This window comes from Spirochaeta cellobiosiphila DSM 17781, assembly GCF_000426705.1.
Classification (GTDB): domain Bacteria; phylum Spirochaetota; class Spirochaetia; order DSM-17781; family DSM-17781; genus Spirochaeta_E; species Spirochaeta_E cellobiosiphila.
The window spans coordinates 396,736-414,176 of the sequence record NZ_KE384555.1 but is presented as its reverse complement, the minus strand read 5'-3'; the positions used below and the strand labels follow the sequence as shown (position 1 = coordinate 414,176).

General features: G+C 37.6%; 17 protein-coding genes. 9 read left to right on the top strand and 8 right to left on the bottom strand.

Annotated features, from left to right (window positions below; translation table 11 throughout):
- Nucleotides 1-3 precede the first annotated feature (3 nt).
- The 3 genes from K345_RS0112230 to K345_RS0112220 are packed head-to-tail and all read left to right on the top strand — an operon-like array spanning nt 4 to nt 2,405.
- Nucleotides 4-1,386, top strand: coding sequence for a sensor histidine kinase (locus tag K345_RS0112230; RefSeq protein ID WP_028974401.1), 1,383 nt, complete (start codon nt 4-6; stop codon nt 1,384-1,386).
- A 16-nt stretch (nt 1,387-1,402) separates the two neighbouring features.
- Entirely contained in the window at nt 1,403-1,894 is a 492-nt protein-coding gene (locus K345_RS0112225; RefSeq protein WP_156888395.1) for a hypothetical protein, read from the top strand.
- 19 nt (nt 1,895-1,913) lie between these two features.
- On the top strand, nt 1,914-2,405 hold the full coding sequence (locus K345_RS0112220; RefSeq protein ID WP_156888394.1) for a hypothetical protein: 492 nt from the start codon (nt 1,914-1,916) through the stop codon (nt 2,403-2,405).
- On the opposite strand, the gene cobU is transcribed toward K345_RS0112220, so the two are convergent.
- Complete coding sequence (cobU, locus tag K345_RS0112215) at nt 2,394-2,939, bottom strand: bifunctional adenosylcobinamide kinase/adenosylcobinamide-phosphate guanylyltransferase (protein WP_028974398.1); 546 nt, start codon at nt 2,937-2,939, stop codon at nt 2,394-2,396. The genes K345_RS0112220 and cobU overlap by 12 nt on opposite strands.
- A 64-nt stretch (nt 2,940-3,003) precedes the next feature.
- Here cobU and K345_RS22425 point away from each other — a divergent pair, with 64 nt between their 5' ends.
- Nucleotides 3,004-4,050, top strand: coding sequence for a diguanylate cyclase (locus K345_RS22425; RefSeq protein WP_053228271.1), 1,047 nt, complete (start codon nt 3,004-3,006; stop codon nt 4,048-4,050).
- On the opposite strand, the gene K345_RS0112205 is transcribed toward K345_RS22425, so the two are convergent.
- Nucleotides 4,015-5,148, bottom strand: coding sequence for an aminotransferase class V-fold PLP-dependent enzyme (locus tag K345_RS0112205; protein WP_028974397.1), 1,134 nt, complete (start codon nt 5,146-5,148; stop codon nt 4,015-4,017). The two genes, K345_RS22425 and K345_RS0112205, sit on opposite strands and share 36 nt — an antisense overlap.
- A gap of 95 nt (nt 5,149-5,243) precedes the next feature.
- Here K345_RS0112205 and K345_RS0112200 point away from each other — a divergent pair, with 95 nt between their 5' ends.
- From K345_RS0112200 to K345_RS0112190, 3 genes are read left to right on the top strand one after another with little or no spacing between them, the layout of a single operon-like run.
- A complete protein-coding gene (locus K345_RS0112200; protein ID WP_028974396.1) occupies nt 5,244-6,020 on the top strand; it encodes a hypothetical protein in 777 nt (258 codons plus the stop codon).
- A 56-nt stretch (nt 6,021-6,076) separates the two neighbouring features.
- Complete coding sequence (locus K345_RS0112195) at nt 6,077-6,721, top strand: OB-fold-containig protein (protein WP_028974395.1); 645 nt, start codon at nt 6,077-6,079, stop codon at nt 6,719-6,721.
- 13 nt (nt 6,722-6,734) lie between these two features.
- Nucleotides 6,735-8,489: a flotillin family protein gene (locus tag K345_RS0112190; RefSeq protein WP_028974394.1), complete on the top strand. Its 1,755-nt coding sequence runs from the start codon at nt 6,735-6,737 to the stop codon at nt 8,487-8,489.
- A gap of 21 nt (nt 8,490-8,510) precedes the next feature.
- Here the strand turns inward: K345_RS0112190 and K345_RS0112185 are convergent, their stop codons facing one another.
- On the bottom strand, nt 8,511-9,038 hold the full coding sequence (locus K345_RS0112185) for a shikimate kinase (protein ID WP_028974393.1): 528 nt from the start codon (nt 9,036-9,038) through the stop codon (nt 8,511-8,513).
- 209 nt (nt 9,039-9,247) lie between these two features.
- On the opposite strand from K345_RS0112185, the gene K345_RS0112175 reads away from it, so the two are divergent.
- Nucleotides 9,248-10,606: an aldehyde dehydrogenase gene (locus K345_RS0112175; protein ID WP_037572159.1), complete on the top strand. Its 1,359-nt coding sequence runs from the start codon at nt 9,248-9,250 to the stop codon at nt 10,604-10,606.
- Between the two features lie 53 nt (nt 10,607-10,659).
- Here the strand turns inward: K345_RS0112175 and K345_RS0112170 are convergent, their stop codons facing one another.
- The 5 genes from K345_RS0112170 to K345_RS0112150 all read right to left on the bottom strand — a co-directional run bounded on the left by K345_RS0112170 (nt 10,660) and on the right by K345_RS0112150 (nt 14,453).
- On the bottom strand, nt 10,660-11,976 hold the full coding sequence (locus tag K345_RS0112170) for an MFS transporter (RefSeq protein WP_028974391.1): 1,317 nt from the start codon (nt 11,974-11,976) through the stop codon (nt 10,660-10,662).
- A 26-nt stretch (nt 11,977-12,002) separates the two neighbouring features.
- Nucleotides 12,003-12,488 (bottom strand): hypothetical protein, encoded by a 486-nt coding sequence (locus tag K345_RS0112165; RefSeq protein WP_028974390.1) that lies wholly within the window; start codon nt 12,486-12,488, stop codon nt 12,003-12,005.
- A 16-nt stretch (nt 12,489-12,504) separates the two neighbouring features.
- Nucleotides 12,505-13,134 (bottom strand): deoxynucleoside kinase, encoded by a 630-nt coding sequence (locus tag K345_RS0112160; RefSeq protein ID WP_037572156.1) that lies wholly within the window; start codon nt 13,132-13,134, stop codon nt 12,505-12,507.
- Nucleotides 13,135-13,251: 117 nt separating this feature from the next.
- Nucleotides 13,252-13,749 carry an asparaginase domain-containing protein gene (locus K345_RS0112155; protein WP_028974388.1) on the bottom strand — a complete coding sequence of 166 codons (498 nt, stop codon included), beginning with the start codon at nt 13,747-13,749 and terminating at the stop codon, nt 13,252-13,254.
- On the bottom strand, nt 13,749-14,453 hold the full coding sequence (locus tag K345_RS0112150) for a hypothetical protein (RefSeq protein ID WP_028974387.1): 705 nt from the start codon (nt 14,451-14,453) through the stop codon (nt 13,749-13,751). The genes K345_RS0112155 and K345_RS0112150 overlap by 1 nt, the downstream gene beginning before the upstream one ends.
- Before the next feature lie 119 nt (nt 14,454-14,572).
- Here K345_RS0112150 and K345_RS0112145 point away from each other — a divergent pair, with 119 nt between their 5' ends.
- Complete coding sequence (locus K345_RS0112145) at nt 14,573-17,440, top strand: ATP-binding SpoIIE family protein phosphatase (protein WP_037572153.1); 2,868 nt, start codon at nt 14,573-14,575, stop codon at nt 17,438-17,440.
- Nucleotide 17,441 lies beyond the last annotated feature (1 nt).

Here is a 17,441-nt window from a genome sequence, read left to right as displayed (position 1 = left end):
GATATGATTAGAAATCGTAATACCCTTACTCGTATTTATCTTTTAACACCGATCATTCCTATCGTGTATATCATTATAATGATGATTACTTTTATCACCTCCCTTCAAGTGAATACTTCCACGGATAATAAGGAGATCATTGCCCCTCGTTATTTGATTAAGCCTTTGTCTGATGTTCTGTATGAAAAGGATACTACCTCTGATTTACTGCCTGGTTTGCTATATGTAGCGACACTTGATGGAATGGTCTATGCTAATAAGTTAGGTTATCCCATTCCCGATTTATTATCGGATGTGGATTTGGGTAAAAGGTACTTTGAAGAAGGTTCCTTCTCTGGAATACTTATCACCAAGTTTAAGTTCAAAGGTGTGGATGGGGTATGTTTCTTTGACCTGGATTACTTACCTCTTTATCTTAGAAGCGGTGTCAAAGATGCGATTTTTAACATTCTCTTTCTTGTGTCTTCTATTATGTTAATCATGGGTTTCCGTGTCCTTAAGCGAATGAAAAGAACTACAGAAGCCCTTGTAAGTGCATCCAGCTTAATCGCTGATGGTAACTTTGATATTCCTCATATACCTTTGTCTTATAATGAAATAGATCCCGTTGTATTTGCCTTTAAAAATATGTCAAAGGACCTTAAAGCCAAAAAGGCTATGGAAAAGCGGTTTATGATGTCTATCACTCATGACTTAAAAACTCCTTTAACTAGTATCAGGGGGTATTTGGAAGCCTTTAAGGATGGCTTGATCACAGAGGAAGAGGACATCAAAAAAACAGCCGCCATGATGTTGACCAAAGCAGCGACTTTGGAAACGCGTATACAGGAATCTATTGAGTATAGTCGAAATGGTTATAATCAAAGCAGTAGTCATCTTTGTCGGATAAAACCACTATTACAAAATCTTCTACCCGCTTTACAGGATGACAGCCATGCTCGTGACAGGGATTTTCAATATAAGATACTCATGGATGATGTGATGGTTAGTGGGGTTGATAGCCAGTATCAGAGGATACTTGAGAATCTATTTGATAATGCCTGTCGTTATTCCCATAAAGGGGACCAGATTCTCTTTTCTGCTTTTCAAGAAAACAAAGTTGTGCTATTGAAAATGGAAGACTCGGGTATCGGGATAAAGGAAGAAAATCTGGACAAGGTATTTCAGTTGTTCTATAGAGAGGATAATGGAAGAAACGCTCGTGGTATGGGTATTGGTCTGGCTATGGTAAAGAATATGCTCGATATGGCTGGTGGTCGCATCCGTTGTTATAAATCCTCTCTGGGCGGTTCCTGCTTTGAAATCACCCTTCCTATTGTAGAAGAATCTGATATCTACCCCCATAATTATAGGAATGATTCTAAAGCTATTCATAGTTCCTCATAATGTTTATGATGGGTTTATGAAAAAATCTTTATACGTAACGATCTTATTTTTGCTATTATCAGCATCAATTTATGGTACAAACTATTGGGGGTTTTTGTTTAGTGAAAGTGGTGTCTATTACTCCGAAGAAGAGGAGGGTGGGTACTATCTTGGCTTTCATATCAGTAAAATGAATCCCCGTTTTTATTATTTAAATGGTGGTATTTCTACCCTTGTGTCTCCCCATGACAAAGACCATTACCGGTTGGAGCTTAATGCTATGCTCCCAGGTTTCTCTATGGGAGATAATGCTTATTATATTATCGGTCCTGCTTTCGTTATGGATGATTTTTCAAAGCCCTATGTAGGATTCAAAGCAAGTATATACAGTTCCTGGCTTTCTATCTCTGATCCAGGTGATGAGGTTATTCCTATTATCTCTTTTATGCCTACAACCGTATTATGGGGGTTAGCAGAGGAATCCTGGCAAGTGGAATTTAGTCTTGTTGAGTTCGGAATACTTTATTAGCGGAGGTCCCAGGTTGTTATTGAAAAAGATTAAACCAATCACTGTTATCTTATTAGTTTTTATAAGCCTTAATCTTAGTTCTTGTTTAGCTTTGAAGAATTTAAATGTCAACCGATTGGCAGAGCTCAAGATTGATTCCGGTTTTACCTCGGGTTTAGATTATCATTATGAACCTTTAGACTGGATCACTGAAGCAGATCTGTCTATGACTGGCATTATCTTTTTGGCTAGTATTGTAGATGTTCCTACTGGTATCTATGAATATAGGTTCAATATCTATGATCCAGATAATGAACTGGTTTCTTCTATTCATGAGTCTGTTTACATCGATTTGGGACCTGATGACTATTGGTCTTTCTGGACAAAGTATAAATTTGATCCTCAGGAAGATCTTCCGGGAGATTGGACCTTTGAGTTCTATATTGATAACGTTCTGATTGATGTTAAGATTCTACCTGTTGATAGTGTAGAAGATGAAAGTCATAAGTATAATATTAATCTAAGCCTTTAAGACCAGTGGAAGTCCCGCGTGCATAACGACTACTTTTTGTGCCTGTTGCGCTATCCGTTGGTGTGTCACACCGGCTAAGTCTTGAAACAATCTTCCAAGTGAATAAGGACTGTGTAAACCAACTTCCACTTGATTACTAATAATATAAATTGGTATGGGGACCTGTTTTGCTTCTGCCAGGAGCTTATTTACTTTTGTAAGAATGTTCTTTTCTGCTGTAAGCGGATCGGGGTCTTCTCCTTCCTCCATTAGCCAATTAGTCATCAGAAGTGTCATGCAATCTAGTATGGCCGCATCATAGGCTTGTATTTTCTCTATAAGATTCTCGGCTATTCGGGTTGGTTCTTCCCATGTTGACCAATCCTGAGGTCGGCTTTCTTGATGTTTTCTGATGCGTCTTGTCATTTCCTTGTCAGTATGGGTAGCTGTTGCTATATAAAGAACTTTGTTGCCGGGGATGCTGGTTTGTTTGGCCTGATTAATGGCATAGGAGGTTTTCCCTGTTTTTGTCCCTCCGAGGATTAGTTCAATCATATATAATTACTAAACTATAATCATTTTTCTGAAAACCCTGGTTAATAGGATTATACTTGAGTACATGCTGAATATTGAGATAGATCAGAAGAAAGAAGTACTCGGCTACTTCTCATTAGTCATAACCTTGTTTCTTTTTATTTTTATTTTGATAGAAGTTTCTTTAGAACGGTTCTTTATGGCTAACTTTCTGTTGGCTCTCCTTTTTATAACCCTTATCAATCATTTGATATTCAAGAGGATTAAAAGTGTTAAGCTGATGTCTTACTTGATAACTTTACCTTGTTTTGTTTTTGCCTTAGTTTTGTATAGTGATGGAGGTATTGATCAGTCTGGTATCATTTGGGGTTTCTTTATTCCTTTTTTTGCTTATTATCTTCACGGTCCTCATATGGGAAGTGCCCTTTCCATTTTATATTTGCTGGGACAGTGGACGATTTATTTTTATTTTCAGAATCATTATCTGAGTTTTCCTTATTCCCTTCCCATGATAGCGGTATCCGGAGCTGCTTATTTTATAATGTGCAGCTTCATGCTTGTTTTTAAAATGACTAGCTTAAGATCCAATGCGCATGTGGAAATCCTCCATAAGAAGTTGGAGGCTTTGTCCTTTACGGATGAATTAACCGGTGCGGCTAATAGAAGAGAGCTTATCAAAAGTATGCAACATGAATTAAATCGATTTCATAGGAATCAATCCCCTGTGTCTTTGTTGATGATAGATCTGGATCATTTTAAAAACATTAATGATAACTATGGGCATATGAAGGGAGATTCTATTCTCAAACATCTGTCCGAGACCTGCCAGGAGGGATTGCGATCCTTAGACATATGGGCCCGCTATGGGGGGGAGGAGTTTTGTGCCTTACTGCCTGATACTTCTCTATTGGAAGCGGCTGCGATGGCTGAGCGTTTAAGAAAGACTGTCCTGTCCTATCCCTTCGAAGATATAATGGTAACGATAAGTATTGGTGTGGCTACCGCTGAACTCGGAGATGCCCCAACTACATTAATTGATAGGGCTGATAAAGGGCTTTATGATGCTAAGAGACAAGGACGGAATCGCGTTTGTTTATCAGAGGAATCGCTTAAGAGCGGAGGTGAAGTTTAACCAATCTCCTCTTTTCGTCTTGTATCCACCTGATAAACGCAGGCTTTGATTTGCCAGATCATTATTAACTCCCATTTCTTTCAGTATTGTGCTTTCTCCTTTTATCGTTCCCTGACAGGCACAGAAACGGGAAAGGGAAATACGGTGTTTTGCCATAAACATAAATAATTTTTCCATATCACAGGGAATACTTAGCCCTAATAGTAAAACTCCCGGGACATGATGATCCGGGGTTAAATTAACAAGGGGGAGATTGTCATTCTGCCACATTGACTGGATTTCCTTGGTTTGCATGCTGAGTTGATCATTCATCTCCAACCTTCTACTTTTATGAAGATAGAGTCCTTCTGATAGAACCCTTAGTAAAACAGGGTTGGTTCCCAAATGAGGAAGATTATCCTGGTGGTTCTTGATCCAGGAACCTCCCACAAGGGCAACTCCTTTGGGTGTATGAATTTTATGTCCACTTATGACAAAGAGATGACAATACATTAGCCATTCTTTTTCATTTAGTCTTGCTAACGCCTGGACAGCATCAGCTAATACTAATCCTCCTTTTTGGGTCGCCCAATCGTAAATCTGTGAACAACAATCTATACCCCCTGTTTCATGATTAACTGGAGAATAGATGACTATGGGTATGCTTGTTAACTCTAGGTCTGGGAGGATGGTCTGTCCCTGGGAGTCGATATCCAATAATGTAAAATCAATATCTTGTTCATTCAAAGCTTGTTCCACACAGGGATGACAGCCTTTGGATAGGTAGAAAACTGCGTTGTTTAATTCTTTATGAAGGAGGTGAATAGCCCAATATATCCCTTCTGTTCCACTATTGACCTGGAAAAAACAACTATCATCAAGATCAAAATATTCACCTATCCGCTTCCTTGCCAGTGTCTCTATTTCATAAGCGGAACTTCCGGCTCCGTGGGGACTCATGGGATGTCCCCAATGACTAAGGGAGAGATTTTGGTATAAAGCTAAAAGGGCTCTATCTGGAGCTGTCGTGGCATTGTAATCCAGATAGGTTTCCCTGACAGGATCAAATACATGGGAAGTTTTTATGAGATCTTTTTGTATCTTACAAGGACATGCCATTATCGTTTCTCTTCCTTTTACTATAAAAAAAGTAGGAAAATCCTCCTCTTAATAGGTCTTTAACATTATACTATAGGTAAGCAAGGGGGTGAAAGATGGAAAAAAACTATAAAGAAGCTATAGCTAATCTCCATACTTATGGTGGTGTAGCTTATCTGCTAAATCATGATATAACCCAAGAACAGGCCGAGTCTGTCCCTCTCATGCAGCTTATGAAAGCTTTTCTTCAATTTATCATAGATAAGGGCGGGAAGTTGAAATGGTCTCCTGAACAAAATAGTGGACCTGACTATCAGCCTTTTATTGATGGTCTTATCGATGATTCCACAGTTAAGATGGGCGTTTTAACATCTTCTGGTGATCCGGGAGTGAAGATTTGGTTAAGGGTTATGACTCATCTCCTTAAGGAATTGAAAATGCTTCAGGCAACAGATCATTCCTTGGCTATGACCATTAAAGGATTTGATTTAGTGGAAGGGGAGAATACCCTCGATGTTTATTTTGATAGCATTGCCTACTATACTACAAAATTGAATTGGTTTGGTGGTGAAGAGCTGCCTGATAGTGTAAGTTTAATACAAAAGTATAGTTCTGATTTTTTATACACTTTACAACAACTCGATTCGGATTCTGCCTTAATGCTTCCCGGTTTGATTCTGGAAAAAGTAAATACCGTCGTCAGTTTATTGCCTGCTATGGCAGAAGAGAATGTTCCATTAGAAGAAGCTAGTGAAATATATTATGATCACTTTTTACTGGGCTATTGTTACCTAACAGGATTCGTTGATTTAGAAAAACGAGGGTTAGGCTATAAGCCTGTTATGTCCGATCTTTTGAATGATTTGATACAATGGGAAAAGCTGATTGCCTAGAAGGCGAAACTAATACATAATACGATCCGTAAAAATTAAAACAAAAAGGAAATAAAATGACTCTGTTTAGTTTTATCCAATTACCTGGTAATGGGCCATTTCTGTTCGCATTAATTGGATTATTAATCTTTGCTGTTGTTGAAGTGGTTTCTACCTTTATCGGTGCCTCCATATCTGAGTTTGTTGATGACATTCTGCCTGATATAGATATTGATCCAGATATCGAAGCAGATATTGACACTCCTATTCTAGTCTTAGATTGGCTGAATCTTGGTAAGGTTCCTTTTTTGGTGCTTCTTGTCATCATTTTATTTTCCTTCTCCGTATCTGGGTTATCCATCCAATTGATCTCTTTTAGTTTGAGAGATGCCTTATTCAACTCTTTACTAGCCTCTGTCATTAGTCTGATTCCTACAGTCTTGTTCACTCATTATCTGGGACGATTAGTTCATAAGCTTATTCCTCAGACATTAACAACGGCCATAGATTTAGAAAGCTTGGTGGGCAAAGCAGGGGAGATCACTATTGGAACGGCCAAAAAGGGAATGCCCGCTGAAGCGAAGGTCATTGATCAATTTGGCAAAACCCATTATGTCAGAGTGGCTCCCATGGATGATAATGAAAGTTATCCTTCCAAAACACAAATCGTTTTAATTGAATATTCAAATGGTGTATTTAGCTGTGAGAAGCTAGAAATATAAAAAGGAGAACAAAATGAAGTTGGAATTTATAATTGCCATACCAGTCATAGCTTTCGTATCTGTTATTGTAATTATATCAATACTAGCTCGTTTGTATCGCAAGGCAACAAAAGAATTAGCCTTTGTACGAACTGGTGCTGGTGGTGAAAAAGTTATCTCTAATGGTGGTGCTTTTGTCTTTAAGATGTTCCATGATGTCATTGACGTCAACATGAAGACTGTACGTCTTGTGGTGACTCGTAAAGAAAAGCAAGCTCTCATTACCAAAGATAAAATACGTGTAGATGTGGAAGCAGAATTCTATGTTCGGGTCAAACAGGATCGTCAAGCTATCTCTATAGCTGCTCAAACGTTGGGAGATCGAACACAGAATCAGGATGCTTTAAAGACATTGATTGAAGGTCGGTTTGTGGATGCCCTGCGTTCTGTATCGGCAGAAATGGGTTTGAATGAACTTCATGAACAAAGAGCTGACTTTGTACAGAGAGTACAAAACACAGTGGCTGCAGACCTTGAAAAGAACGGTTTGGAACTAGAGTCTGTTTCCTTAACAGGGTTAGATCAAACCAATGTAGAACATTTTGATGAGAATAATGCCTTCGATGCTCAGGGGTTAACAAAAATAACTAAGACTATTGAAGAAAATAAAAAGATGCAAAATGATCTTCGTCAGATATCTGATGTTGAGATTGCCAGAAGAAATCTGGAATCAGAAAAGGATAGACTGGATATTCGAAAACAGGAATCTTTCGCTCGACTTCAACAAGAGGAGGAAGTGGCGAACAAAGAGGCGGAACAGTCTTCTCGCATTTCTTTAACTCAGTCTGAACAAAAACGAATAGCCGATGAAGCACGTATTTTATCAGAAAGAGAAGTTGAAGAAGCTAATATCCAAAAGTCAAGAATGATTGCTGAAGCGGAAATCAAAAAAGAGATAGCCATTTCTGAAAGAACTAAAGAAAAAGCTATCGCTGAAGGTCAAGTAAAACAGACTCAGATCAATGCAGACAGAGAAGTGCGTGAGGCAGAAATTCTAAAAGAAAAGGCTGTTAAAGAAGCTCAAATCGCCAGTGATATTGCCTTAGCGGAAAAGTCTCAAGAACATTCCAAAGCAGAATCTCTCAAAAACACAGAATATGCCAAAGCTGTTATTGCTGAAGAACAGGTTCTAACTGCCAGAGAAAAAGAGCAGGCAGAACGTGTTAAGCAGATCACCTTGATCCAAGCTCAGGAAAAAGCTGAAAGGGATGCTATTGAAAAGAAAGTGGCAGCCTTAGCTACAGCGGAAGCAGCTGAGAAAGAAGCGGAAGCTATCCGAGTGTTGGCTGAAGCGCAAGAACGTCAATATGAAGTCGACGCTGAAGGTTTACGTAAGAAAACAGAAGCTGAGAATGCTGTATCTTCTGACCTGATTCAATTAAGAATCAAGTTAGCCCTAATAGAAGCCCTCCCCCAAATAATAGCAGAATCAGTTAAACCTATCGAACATATTGATAGTCTTAAAGTTGTAGATGTCAAAGGTCTTGGTGGTTATACCGATAACGGTGGCTCTAGTGAAACCGCATCATACGGACAAGGCAATGGTGCACAGGACTTAGTCAATGCCGCCTTACGATATAGAGCTCAAAGTCCTTTGTTGGATTCCTTACTCTCAGAAATTGGTATAAAAGGTAAATCTTTGGAAGATCTATCGGGAATACTAAAGGAACAGGGTATTGGAATTACGACAAAGATTGATGGTAGCGATCCTATCACCTCTGAAGAATAGAACTAATAAAGATAACCAGGTTTATACCTGGTTATCTTTTTCAATAGCTTTTGTTATAGCTTCACAAACCTCGTCTTGATTAATTTCATCACTATTAATGGTTATATCAGCGTATCTTCTATACAAAACCTGACGTTCTTCAAAGAGCTCCTCAAAGCTTTGGTGATCAGGTTTCGCAATCCCTCTGCTTTCATAGTTGGTAATACGGGATTTTAAAACCGGTATGGAAACATTCAGAAAAACGACTACACTGTTTTTACATAGATTTTCCATACCCTTCTGACTATAGGGCGCAGAGCCTCCTGTGGACACAACATGATGAGTGCGATCAAAGTCGAGAAGGACTTCTTCCTCTATCTGTCTTAAGGCCATATATCCTTCTGAATCCATGATGGATTGAAGATCTCTGTTTTCCCTTGTTTGAATAAGAATGTCTGTATCCACAAATTCCATGGCTAAATGTTTTGCCAGCAATACTCCAACAGTGCTTTTACCTGAACCAGGCATACCAATGAGGACGATGTTTGATTTTGATGTAGGTATTTTCATATGCTTTTGAGTATGTCAATATTGGGTATAATATACAAGTTAGTCATTGACTTCTGTTGAAAGCTTGAATTATTTTATAGTTAAATAAAGAAGAATTCACTGTGGCCAGTATGGATAGCCAAGTTTGATCTATCTTGTTCTGCTGTATCCCATCATTTAAAGCCATTAAAGCAAGTTACTTTGACTAATTGCCTTCAATAGGAGGAACAATGGATATTCGCATTAAACAAAGAGAGTTTTTTGAATCAGGAGTGACAAGGAGTGTTTCCTATAGGAAAGAAACACTAAATGATCTTTACAAGGCAATACAAAAAGAAGAACCTGCTTTAATTAAGGCCCTGTCTCTTGATCTTGGTAAATCTGAGTTTGAAGCCTTCTCGAATGAAATTGGGCTACTCTACACAGAAATAAAATATACTATCAAACATCTAAGCCGCTGGGCAAAAAGGTCTATAAAGAATCCTACATTGGCTGTTCTCCCTGGCAGATCCTGGACAAAGGCAGAACCAAAGGGAAGTATCCTGATATTTGCTCCCTGGAACTATCCGGTTAACTTACTTTTTATGCCTCTCATAGCGGCTATAGCTGCTGGGAATACGGCAGTACTCAAACCCTCTGAATATGCTCCTCATACTAGCAAAGTCTGTGAGCGTATTATCAAAAATACCTTTAAACCAGAGTATATTGCCATCATTAATGGGGGACCGGAGATCGCCAATAAACTAATAGATTTGGCTTTTGATCATATATTTTTTACAGGATCTACTGCTGTTGGAAAAGTAGTAATGAAAGCTGCCTCTGAACATCTAACACCTGTTACCCTGGAATTGGGGGGCAAATCACCGGTTATTGTTGATAAGACAGCCAAACTCAAATATGCAGCTCAAAAAATACTATGGGGCAAGTTCAACAATGCAGGCCAGACCTGTATTGCTCCTGATTATGTTTTGGTAGAGGATTCTATAAAAGAGGAGTTCTTACACATCCTTCCTCAGGTTGTACGAGACTTTTATGGAGAGGATCCAAGGAAGTCCCCAGAATATGGCAGAATTATAAGTGAAAGGCATCACGAACGATTAATCCGCCTAATGGAAAGTTCAACCGTTCTTACAGGTGGGAAATATAACAGGAGTGATAAGTATTTAGAACCTACACTTCTCTATCCAGTAGAGTGGGATACTCCTATTATGGAGGAAGAAATCTTTGGACCACTCCTTCCAATCCTTAGCTTTAGCGACTTGGATGATGCCATTAGACAGGTTCGTTTCAGGCCAACTCCTTTAGCCCTTTATATGTTTAGTGAAAGTAAACAAAATCAACGTAAAGTTGTTGAGTCTCTGTCTTTTGGGGGAGGTGGTATTAATACCACCATTCTTCATGTAGCTTCTCATTATCTACCCTTTGGCGGTGTAGGCCAGAGTGGAATGGGGTCTTATCATGGTAAGGCTGGATTTGATAATTTGTCACATTACAAATCCCTATTATACCAACCTTCCTGGTTAGATATTCCTATGGCCTATCCTCATAAAAAAATCAGTTTAGGTTTACTCAGAAAGTTCTTTAAGTAAATAAACTTTGAATGTAAAAAGCATAAGGCAGTGCCTTTTGTAGACATTCAATTTCAGGGTTTTGGTTCTCTAATAAAGAGGGCCCCAACAAATAAAAGTGCTGTCAAAGAGGCTATAAAGAGAGCTGCATTACCATAAGATCCAAATACCGTTAAGGATTTGCTTAATATAAAGGGGCCTAATGCAGAGCCTGCTACAATAAATGTCATAGCAAAACCTGATATAGCTCCTAGATGTTTTGTTCCGTAAAACCTTGGCCAAGTGACCGTTAAGAGTAAGTTCATCAATCCACCAGCTATACCATTACCCAGGATGATTCCGAATACTGCGATTCCCGGAGCGAGAAAGTAAGTGGATAAAGTTGTTAGCAGAATACCGAAAGCTTGGAGCATAAGTATGTATTTCATTTTTACAAAGTCACTGATACCACTAGCTACAAAATTCACAATAACGGAAATAATAGCTGAAGGTATAAAGATGGATACAGCCATGTCTGGTGATAAATCATTTTGAGTAAATATTGATACAATATGGAATGTTAAACCTGTCCCGTACAAGCTATTCATACAGATAATACCGATAAAGATCCAGAATACGTAATCTGTTCTTACAAAAGCTAGTTCTTTGTCTTCTACCTGGGGTTTCACTTTATTAATGGTGTTCTTATTAGTGGAATTGCCCAAGCCATCTTGGGTAAGGCCATAATCCTCAGGTCTTTCTTTGGCAAATAAACCAAAGAGAATGACTCCGGTGATCATGATAATAAATCCTAATATCCGCCATGTTCCCTGCCAGGTAAAGTGGTCTATAAGTAGCGAAAAGAGCTTTGGTGCTCCATTAAAGCCAAAGGTAATAAACGCTCCGGCTACTGCGTTGATTCTCCCCCTATAGCTTGTAAACCATTTCATGGGTAAATTACGAGAGACAATAGTAAGGCTTCCCTGACCCAAAAATCTAATTAAAAAGAATCCAAGGGATATGAGTATCATGGACAATAATGTCGTACTTAAACCAGGAAGGAGGTTTTGCATAATTTCTAGGAATGATCCCACAAAGGATAATAGAACAAGTACCAAGCCTAAGCAAAAGGAGATGATGATTCCGAATTTTTGTGAACCTATTTTATCCAGTAATAAACCTGAATAGGATAATACCAGAGCGCTCCCAATGGTTCCGATAAGATAGGCTAAACTAAGGCTGTCCCGTGTAATAGCTAATGTATTGATTAAATGATCAGTGAATACAGATACCCCAATGGTTTGTCCTGGAACACTCATAATGGAGCCTGCCACTCCAACAAATACTATGAGCCAACCATAAAAGAAAGGAAATCTTTGAGGTTTAATAATGTCTAAGAATCGTTTTTGCATTTCCCTAGAATATCAGAAGTTTTCTTCTATGAGGAGTGTTTTAGTAGAGTTTGTATACGATGGCGATATTCAATTATCTGTTCGAAGCTATGGTCTTCTTTGAATATTTTATTATTGAGCTTATTGATTTGAAACAAGTGTGTATACTCTAGGTGACCATACTCCATTATTAGATAGCGTTCTAAATGCTGAGTAGGTAAAGGATTATGGATATGCTCCGCTTCTCCTTTAAAGACTCTTTTCAACATTTTGCCCCTATAGAATTCTTGGGTGAAGAGATTCTTATCATATTTTACCCAGCAGATATCTTTTACTTTGAGATCTTCGCATAGTTCGAAGGTTTCATCTTTACGGATATTGATGATCCCTACTAGATCTTCCTCATTTTCATTCCATCTAAAGGATTGTAAGCCTAATTGTCCAATATAAGTTGACCAACTATTTCGTCTTATCTTATTGAGGGGGATAATAGTATAAGCGTAGAGATCAAATGGTAATACACTCGAATTCAATGCTGTAAATCCTTAATTAAGTTGTAACAGGAGCTAGATATTGGCTAATCTTATCTAGCAATTGTTTTTTAGAAGATTTGTCAAAAATATCTAGATCATTGGCATTCACAAATAGCTTTGGTGAAAGATTATAATCATTGTACCATGATATATATTTTTTATTTAATTTATCAAGATAATCAGCTGATATACTACTTTCCAAACCTCTATCTCTTTTCTGGATACGTGCTAATGCCGTTTCTGTTGTACAATCCAAATAGATAAGGAGCTGTGGTTTCTGTACGTGCTCTAGCATGTTATCAAGTAGAGTGGAATAAGTACTAAATTCTTCATCTGTCATTTCATTGGAATCATGGAGCATGGAGGCAAATATTCGGTCACCAAAAATGGAACGGTCTAGTATTCCTCCGTTATTTTTGAATATTTCCTTTATCATTCTGAATCTTTCATTGAGAAAATGTATCTGTAAAGTAAAGCTCCATCTCTTCTTATCTGCATAAAATTTATCAAGTAAGGTAAGTGTATGAGGGTTCCCTAATTCTCTATAAAGGGGAAGGCTGAACTCTTCCTGAAGGATTTCTCCTAAAGTTGTTTTCCCCACTCCAATTTGTCCTTCAATTAATACCACTGGATGCTCCCTATTCATGTGTCATTCCTTTATGCCTAACTGCTGGAAGGACTATATGGTAAAACACAGAATGTGTCTAGTGTTAAGTGTTTGATTAATAAGACTGTATCGCTATATATGGTGTTATTTGTGAAATCAATTTAAGATTTCAAAAAGTCCCTTTTCTTTGTTTTTCCGAACATTGTCCCAGTGAAATATTCTTCCATTCATAGCGATGTAGACTCCATTGTTCAATAACTGGAGAGCTGTGAAGGCAGATCCTAAATTAAACAAAGCATCTGAACCAGATACAGAATAGGGGATCATGGCGCCAGTTAAGACAATGGTCTTTGATAGATTAAGGCTCGCTAAATATTGAGCTGTTTCTGGCATTGTATCTGTACCATGGGTTATGAGGATTAGTTCTTCTTCTGCCTGTTGGCATGTATGTCCTATCTTTTGACGGTTTTCTCCAACCATATCCAAACTATCAATAAGTTGATTTATTTCCAAGTTCACTTCAATGGTTGTTCTCACTCTCTTTATAATTTCCGGAAGGTAGGAATCTCTAAAGGTGAAATTTCCTTTTAATTCATCATAGGTCTTGTCAAAGGTTCCTCCTGTGACAACAAGACGAATTGCATTTTCAATCATTACTTAAGTTCTCCTTCTACTTGTTCATCCCTTATGCTCCAATAACTTTCAATCTCTTGTTCAAGAAAAAGGATTTGTTCTGGATCAGATAATCCACCTAATACTTTGAAGTCCCTATCATCTAATGTCATCATGCGTAATTCATAGTGAACACTTGTACGGTGATCTGATGTGCTGTGACTAATTCGTTTTTTACCATAAAATTGTTTGGTATTCCCCTTGGATATTGTTTTCTTTCCCATCCATGGAAGTGGCGTGTGAAATATATTAAGCTCAGAACCGTTGACTTCTATAACCGTTTTATTAATAAAGTTGGCTATTGTTATATAGATAAGGAATATACCTACAATAAAATGTATTGCTGCACCAGCGAGGATAATAAAAATCCCTTCACTTAAGGCCACGAAGACCATTCCCCCCAGAAAGCCATTCCAAATGGCTGTGAAAAAAACAAGGAAAAAGGCTGTGAATCCAAACCATCTACGACTGATTGTCATTTTATTAAATTCTTTTTTTTGTTCCATACCTTTAGGTAAGGAGATTTGTGGCTGCAATTTTTGATCATAGTGGGTATAAGCAGTTTTTTTGTCCAATTCTTTTAGAGAATACACGCCATGACAGCTATCGCACTGGGCATAGCCATCTTTTACAGAAATATTTTCTCCTGGGATTTCTTTGTTACATTTGGGGCAATTTAACTTCATACAATAATTATTACATCAATTAACTAGGCTATACCAGCCTTATTTGGATATAGGACAATTTATATATTTTTTTGTTTTAAGGAGGCAAAAGCCAGTATTCATCAATTAGACTGTAATCTATGAGCCAGGATAATAAATTGGATGAGCTTAATCTACTTCTTAATGCTTTTGATATAAGTTTTAATGGCCTGATCATTATTGATGATCAGGGTTCAATTCTTTATCACAATGAAGAAATAACTCATTTATTGGGTCCTATTATCGATGGAGACAGTATTTTCCCGTTTTATCAAATGATGGTGGAACCTCCCAGTGTTAGAGTTATCAATTCTGTTTATAAAGCTCGGGGACATTATGAAGATGAAATCACCATTCATGATTATGAAGGTAAGCAGCGTTCTCTCATATTGAAGATACAGAATCTTGGATCTATTGGTTCTAGAAAATATATTGCCATGGTTTTTATTGACATTCAGTCTTTAGTCGAGACAAGGAAGCGCTTGACATATAGTGAATATCAATTGGATTTAGCTTTGCGTAGTGCCAATGCCGGATTGTTATCTTGGGATGACTCGTTAGTCATTCAATTAGGGCATCATATATCACCGGTACTTGGACGGAATTTCCCAAATGATGAAATAGAAATATCTTCCTTCGTTAATTATATCCATCCTTTTGATCGAGATAAAATCACCTCTTATTTTAATGATAATCAGGAAGATATTCAAAAAGTAGAAGTTAGATTTCAGCAAAAAGAAGGTCATTATCTATGGGTTCTTATGACTCGAATCAAATCTAGTCAGAATTACATTGGGTTGGTATGGGATATCAATACACTGAAAGAACGTGAAATTCTTCAAGGATATCTGAATAGAATTCAGACGGCTTTATTAAGCTCCCACACATGGATTGATAAGGCTAAAAATGTGACGGATATTCTTATCCAATACCAACCTCAGAGTGCCTGTGGTATATGGGCGTTTTCTGATAAACCCCAATGTCATGGCCAGTGTCGATATAAGAGTAAGTCTTGTCATGAGAGAAAAATGTGCTTAACCCCTATAGCTAAATCATGTTATCAGCAAGATGACTCTCTTGATTTTGATAACATGCCCATTGATATTTTTATGGATCAGTTTTTTGATGAGGAAAAGGATTCCAGTTTTTCTTCAGTCATTATAGATAATGATAATCAGCATCCTGTTGACAATTATCTTGGTCTTCTAAGACTTCGCGATCCTGAAGGTACTAATCTAGGAGTTTTGATTTTTAGAGCAATTGATCCAATCAGTAGGGAACTTGAATTATTCCTAATATCTGTATCTGTCATGATCACTCAGGCTTTTATCAATGAAAAAAACTTAACTGATTTAACAGTATCCCGTGAGAAAGCTGAAATCGTTAATAGACGTTTAAGTACTATTGAACAAGCTGTTAATGGTTCTTCAGATGGAATGGCCATTTCAAATATTGATGGAGATTTTTACTTTATTAATAATACCCTTTCTATTATGTTGGGTGCGGAAAAGGAAGAGGTTCTCATCAATGGTATCTTACATTATTTAGAAGATCCTAATATGTTAAGAGAACCTCTTGAGTCAGCAGTTCTCGATTGTTCTTGGGAAGGTGAGACAAGTTTAAAATGCTTAACAAGATTAATGCCTGTCAGTCTTCGAACAGCTCCCTTTACTAATGAAGAATCTAATAATGTGGGTATCATTTGGAGTTTCACTGATATCACAGATATTAAAAATAAAGAAAGAAAAATAAAAACATTCACTGATAAAGTGATGGAGGACTTGAAAGTACAGGAAAAACTTTTAGCGCGAGCTAGACACGTTCAGAAGAACCTAATACAGGGATATCTTCCTCGAATGGAGGATTTTAATGTACACGCGTTTTTTATGCCTAGTGAGAGTTTGGGAGGGGATTTTTTTCAAATTGTTAAAGGAGTTGCTCAAAACAAATTGGTAATTATCCTTGGTGATTGTACTGGGCATGGGATTGAAGCTTCCATGGAATCTTCTCTTATATCCAGTATTGCTAATAAGAATTTAGAAGTTCTATTTTTTAATAATGATCCCTCAAGCTATCTAGGTCGTGTTGATCAAAACTACTCCATGCTGACAGATGATGATAATTTTCCTACTATGTTTGTAGCTGTGATTGATCTTAATACTAAGGTTATGTCCTATGCGAATGCTAATAGTCCCCTTCCATACTTAATCCGTAATGATAGTATATCTGTCTTACCTCAAGTAGAAGGTAATCATCTAAATATCGGCTATCTTGATCCACCTGTATATGGATATGGACAATTCAGACTTGAGCCAGGTGATCGCTTATTCTTTTATTCTGATTCCCTTCTGGAAATGGGGGGAGAGATTGATATCCAATGGTCGGATCAACGTTTGAAAAGCTTGCTTACAAATTATTGTGACCATCCTGTTAATGATTTCCAATTATTGAAGAAAGAACTTTTTGATTACAATGGAGGCCTGCCTCTTATGGATGATACTACGGTCATCCAATTAGATTATCAGGGGCGAAAAAGGTTGAATTATAGTTTTGCATCCTTAGCAGAATGGAATGAAATTTTGAGTTTGTTACGAGAAGATTTTCAGTGGTATGGCTTGTCCTTTGATGAGAAAGAGCAATTATCTATATCCCTTGATGAACTATGCATTAATGCTGTTATTCATGGAAACAAAGAAGATTCTCATAAGAAAGTTCTTCTAAAAGGATGGTTAACTTGTGAGTTATTACAAGTAACAATTATTGATCAGGGAGAAGGTTTTATTCCCGATCATGTTCCTGATCCCACTATGAGATACCTAAAAATTGATGAAGAGACAGATGAGGAATTAATGCATGGCAGAGGGATCTGGATGGTAAGGAAGTTCTGTGATTCCATAACCTACAATTCGACAGGCAATGCTGTCACTGTTACGAAAAAGTTATCAAAAAGAAAGGTCGTTGAGATTTAAT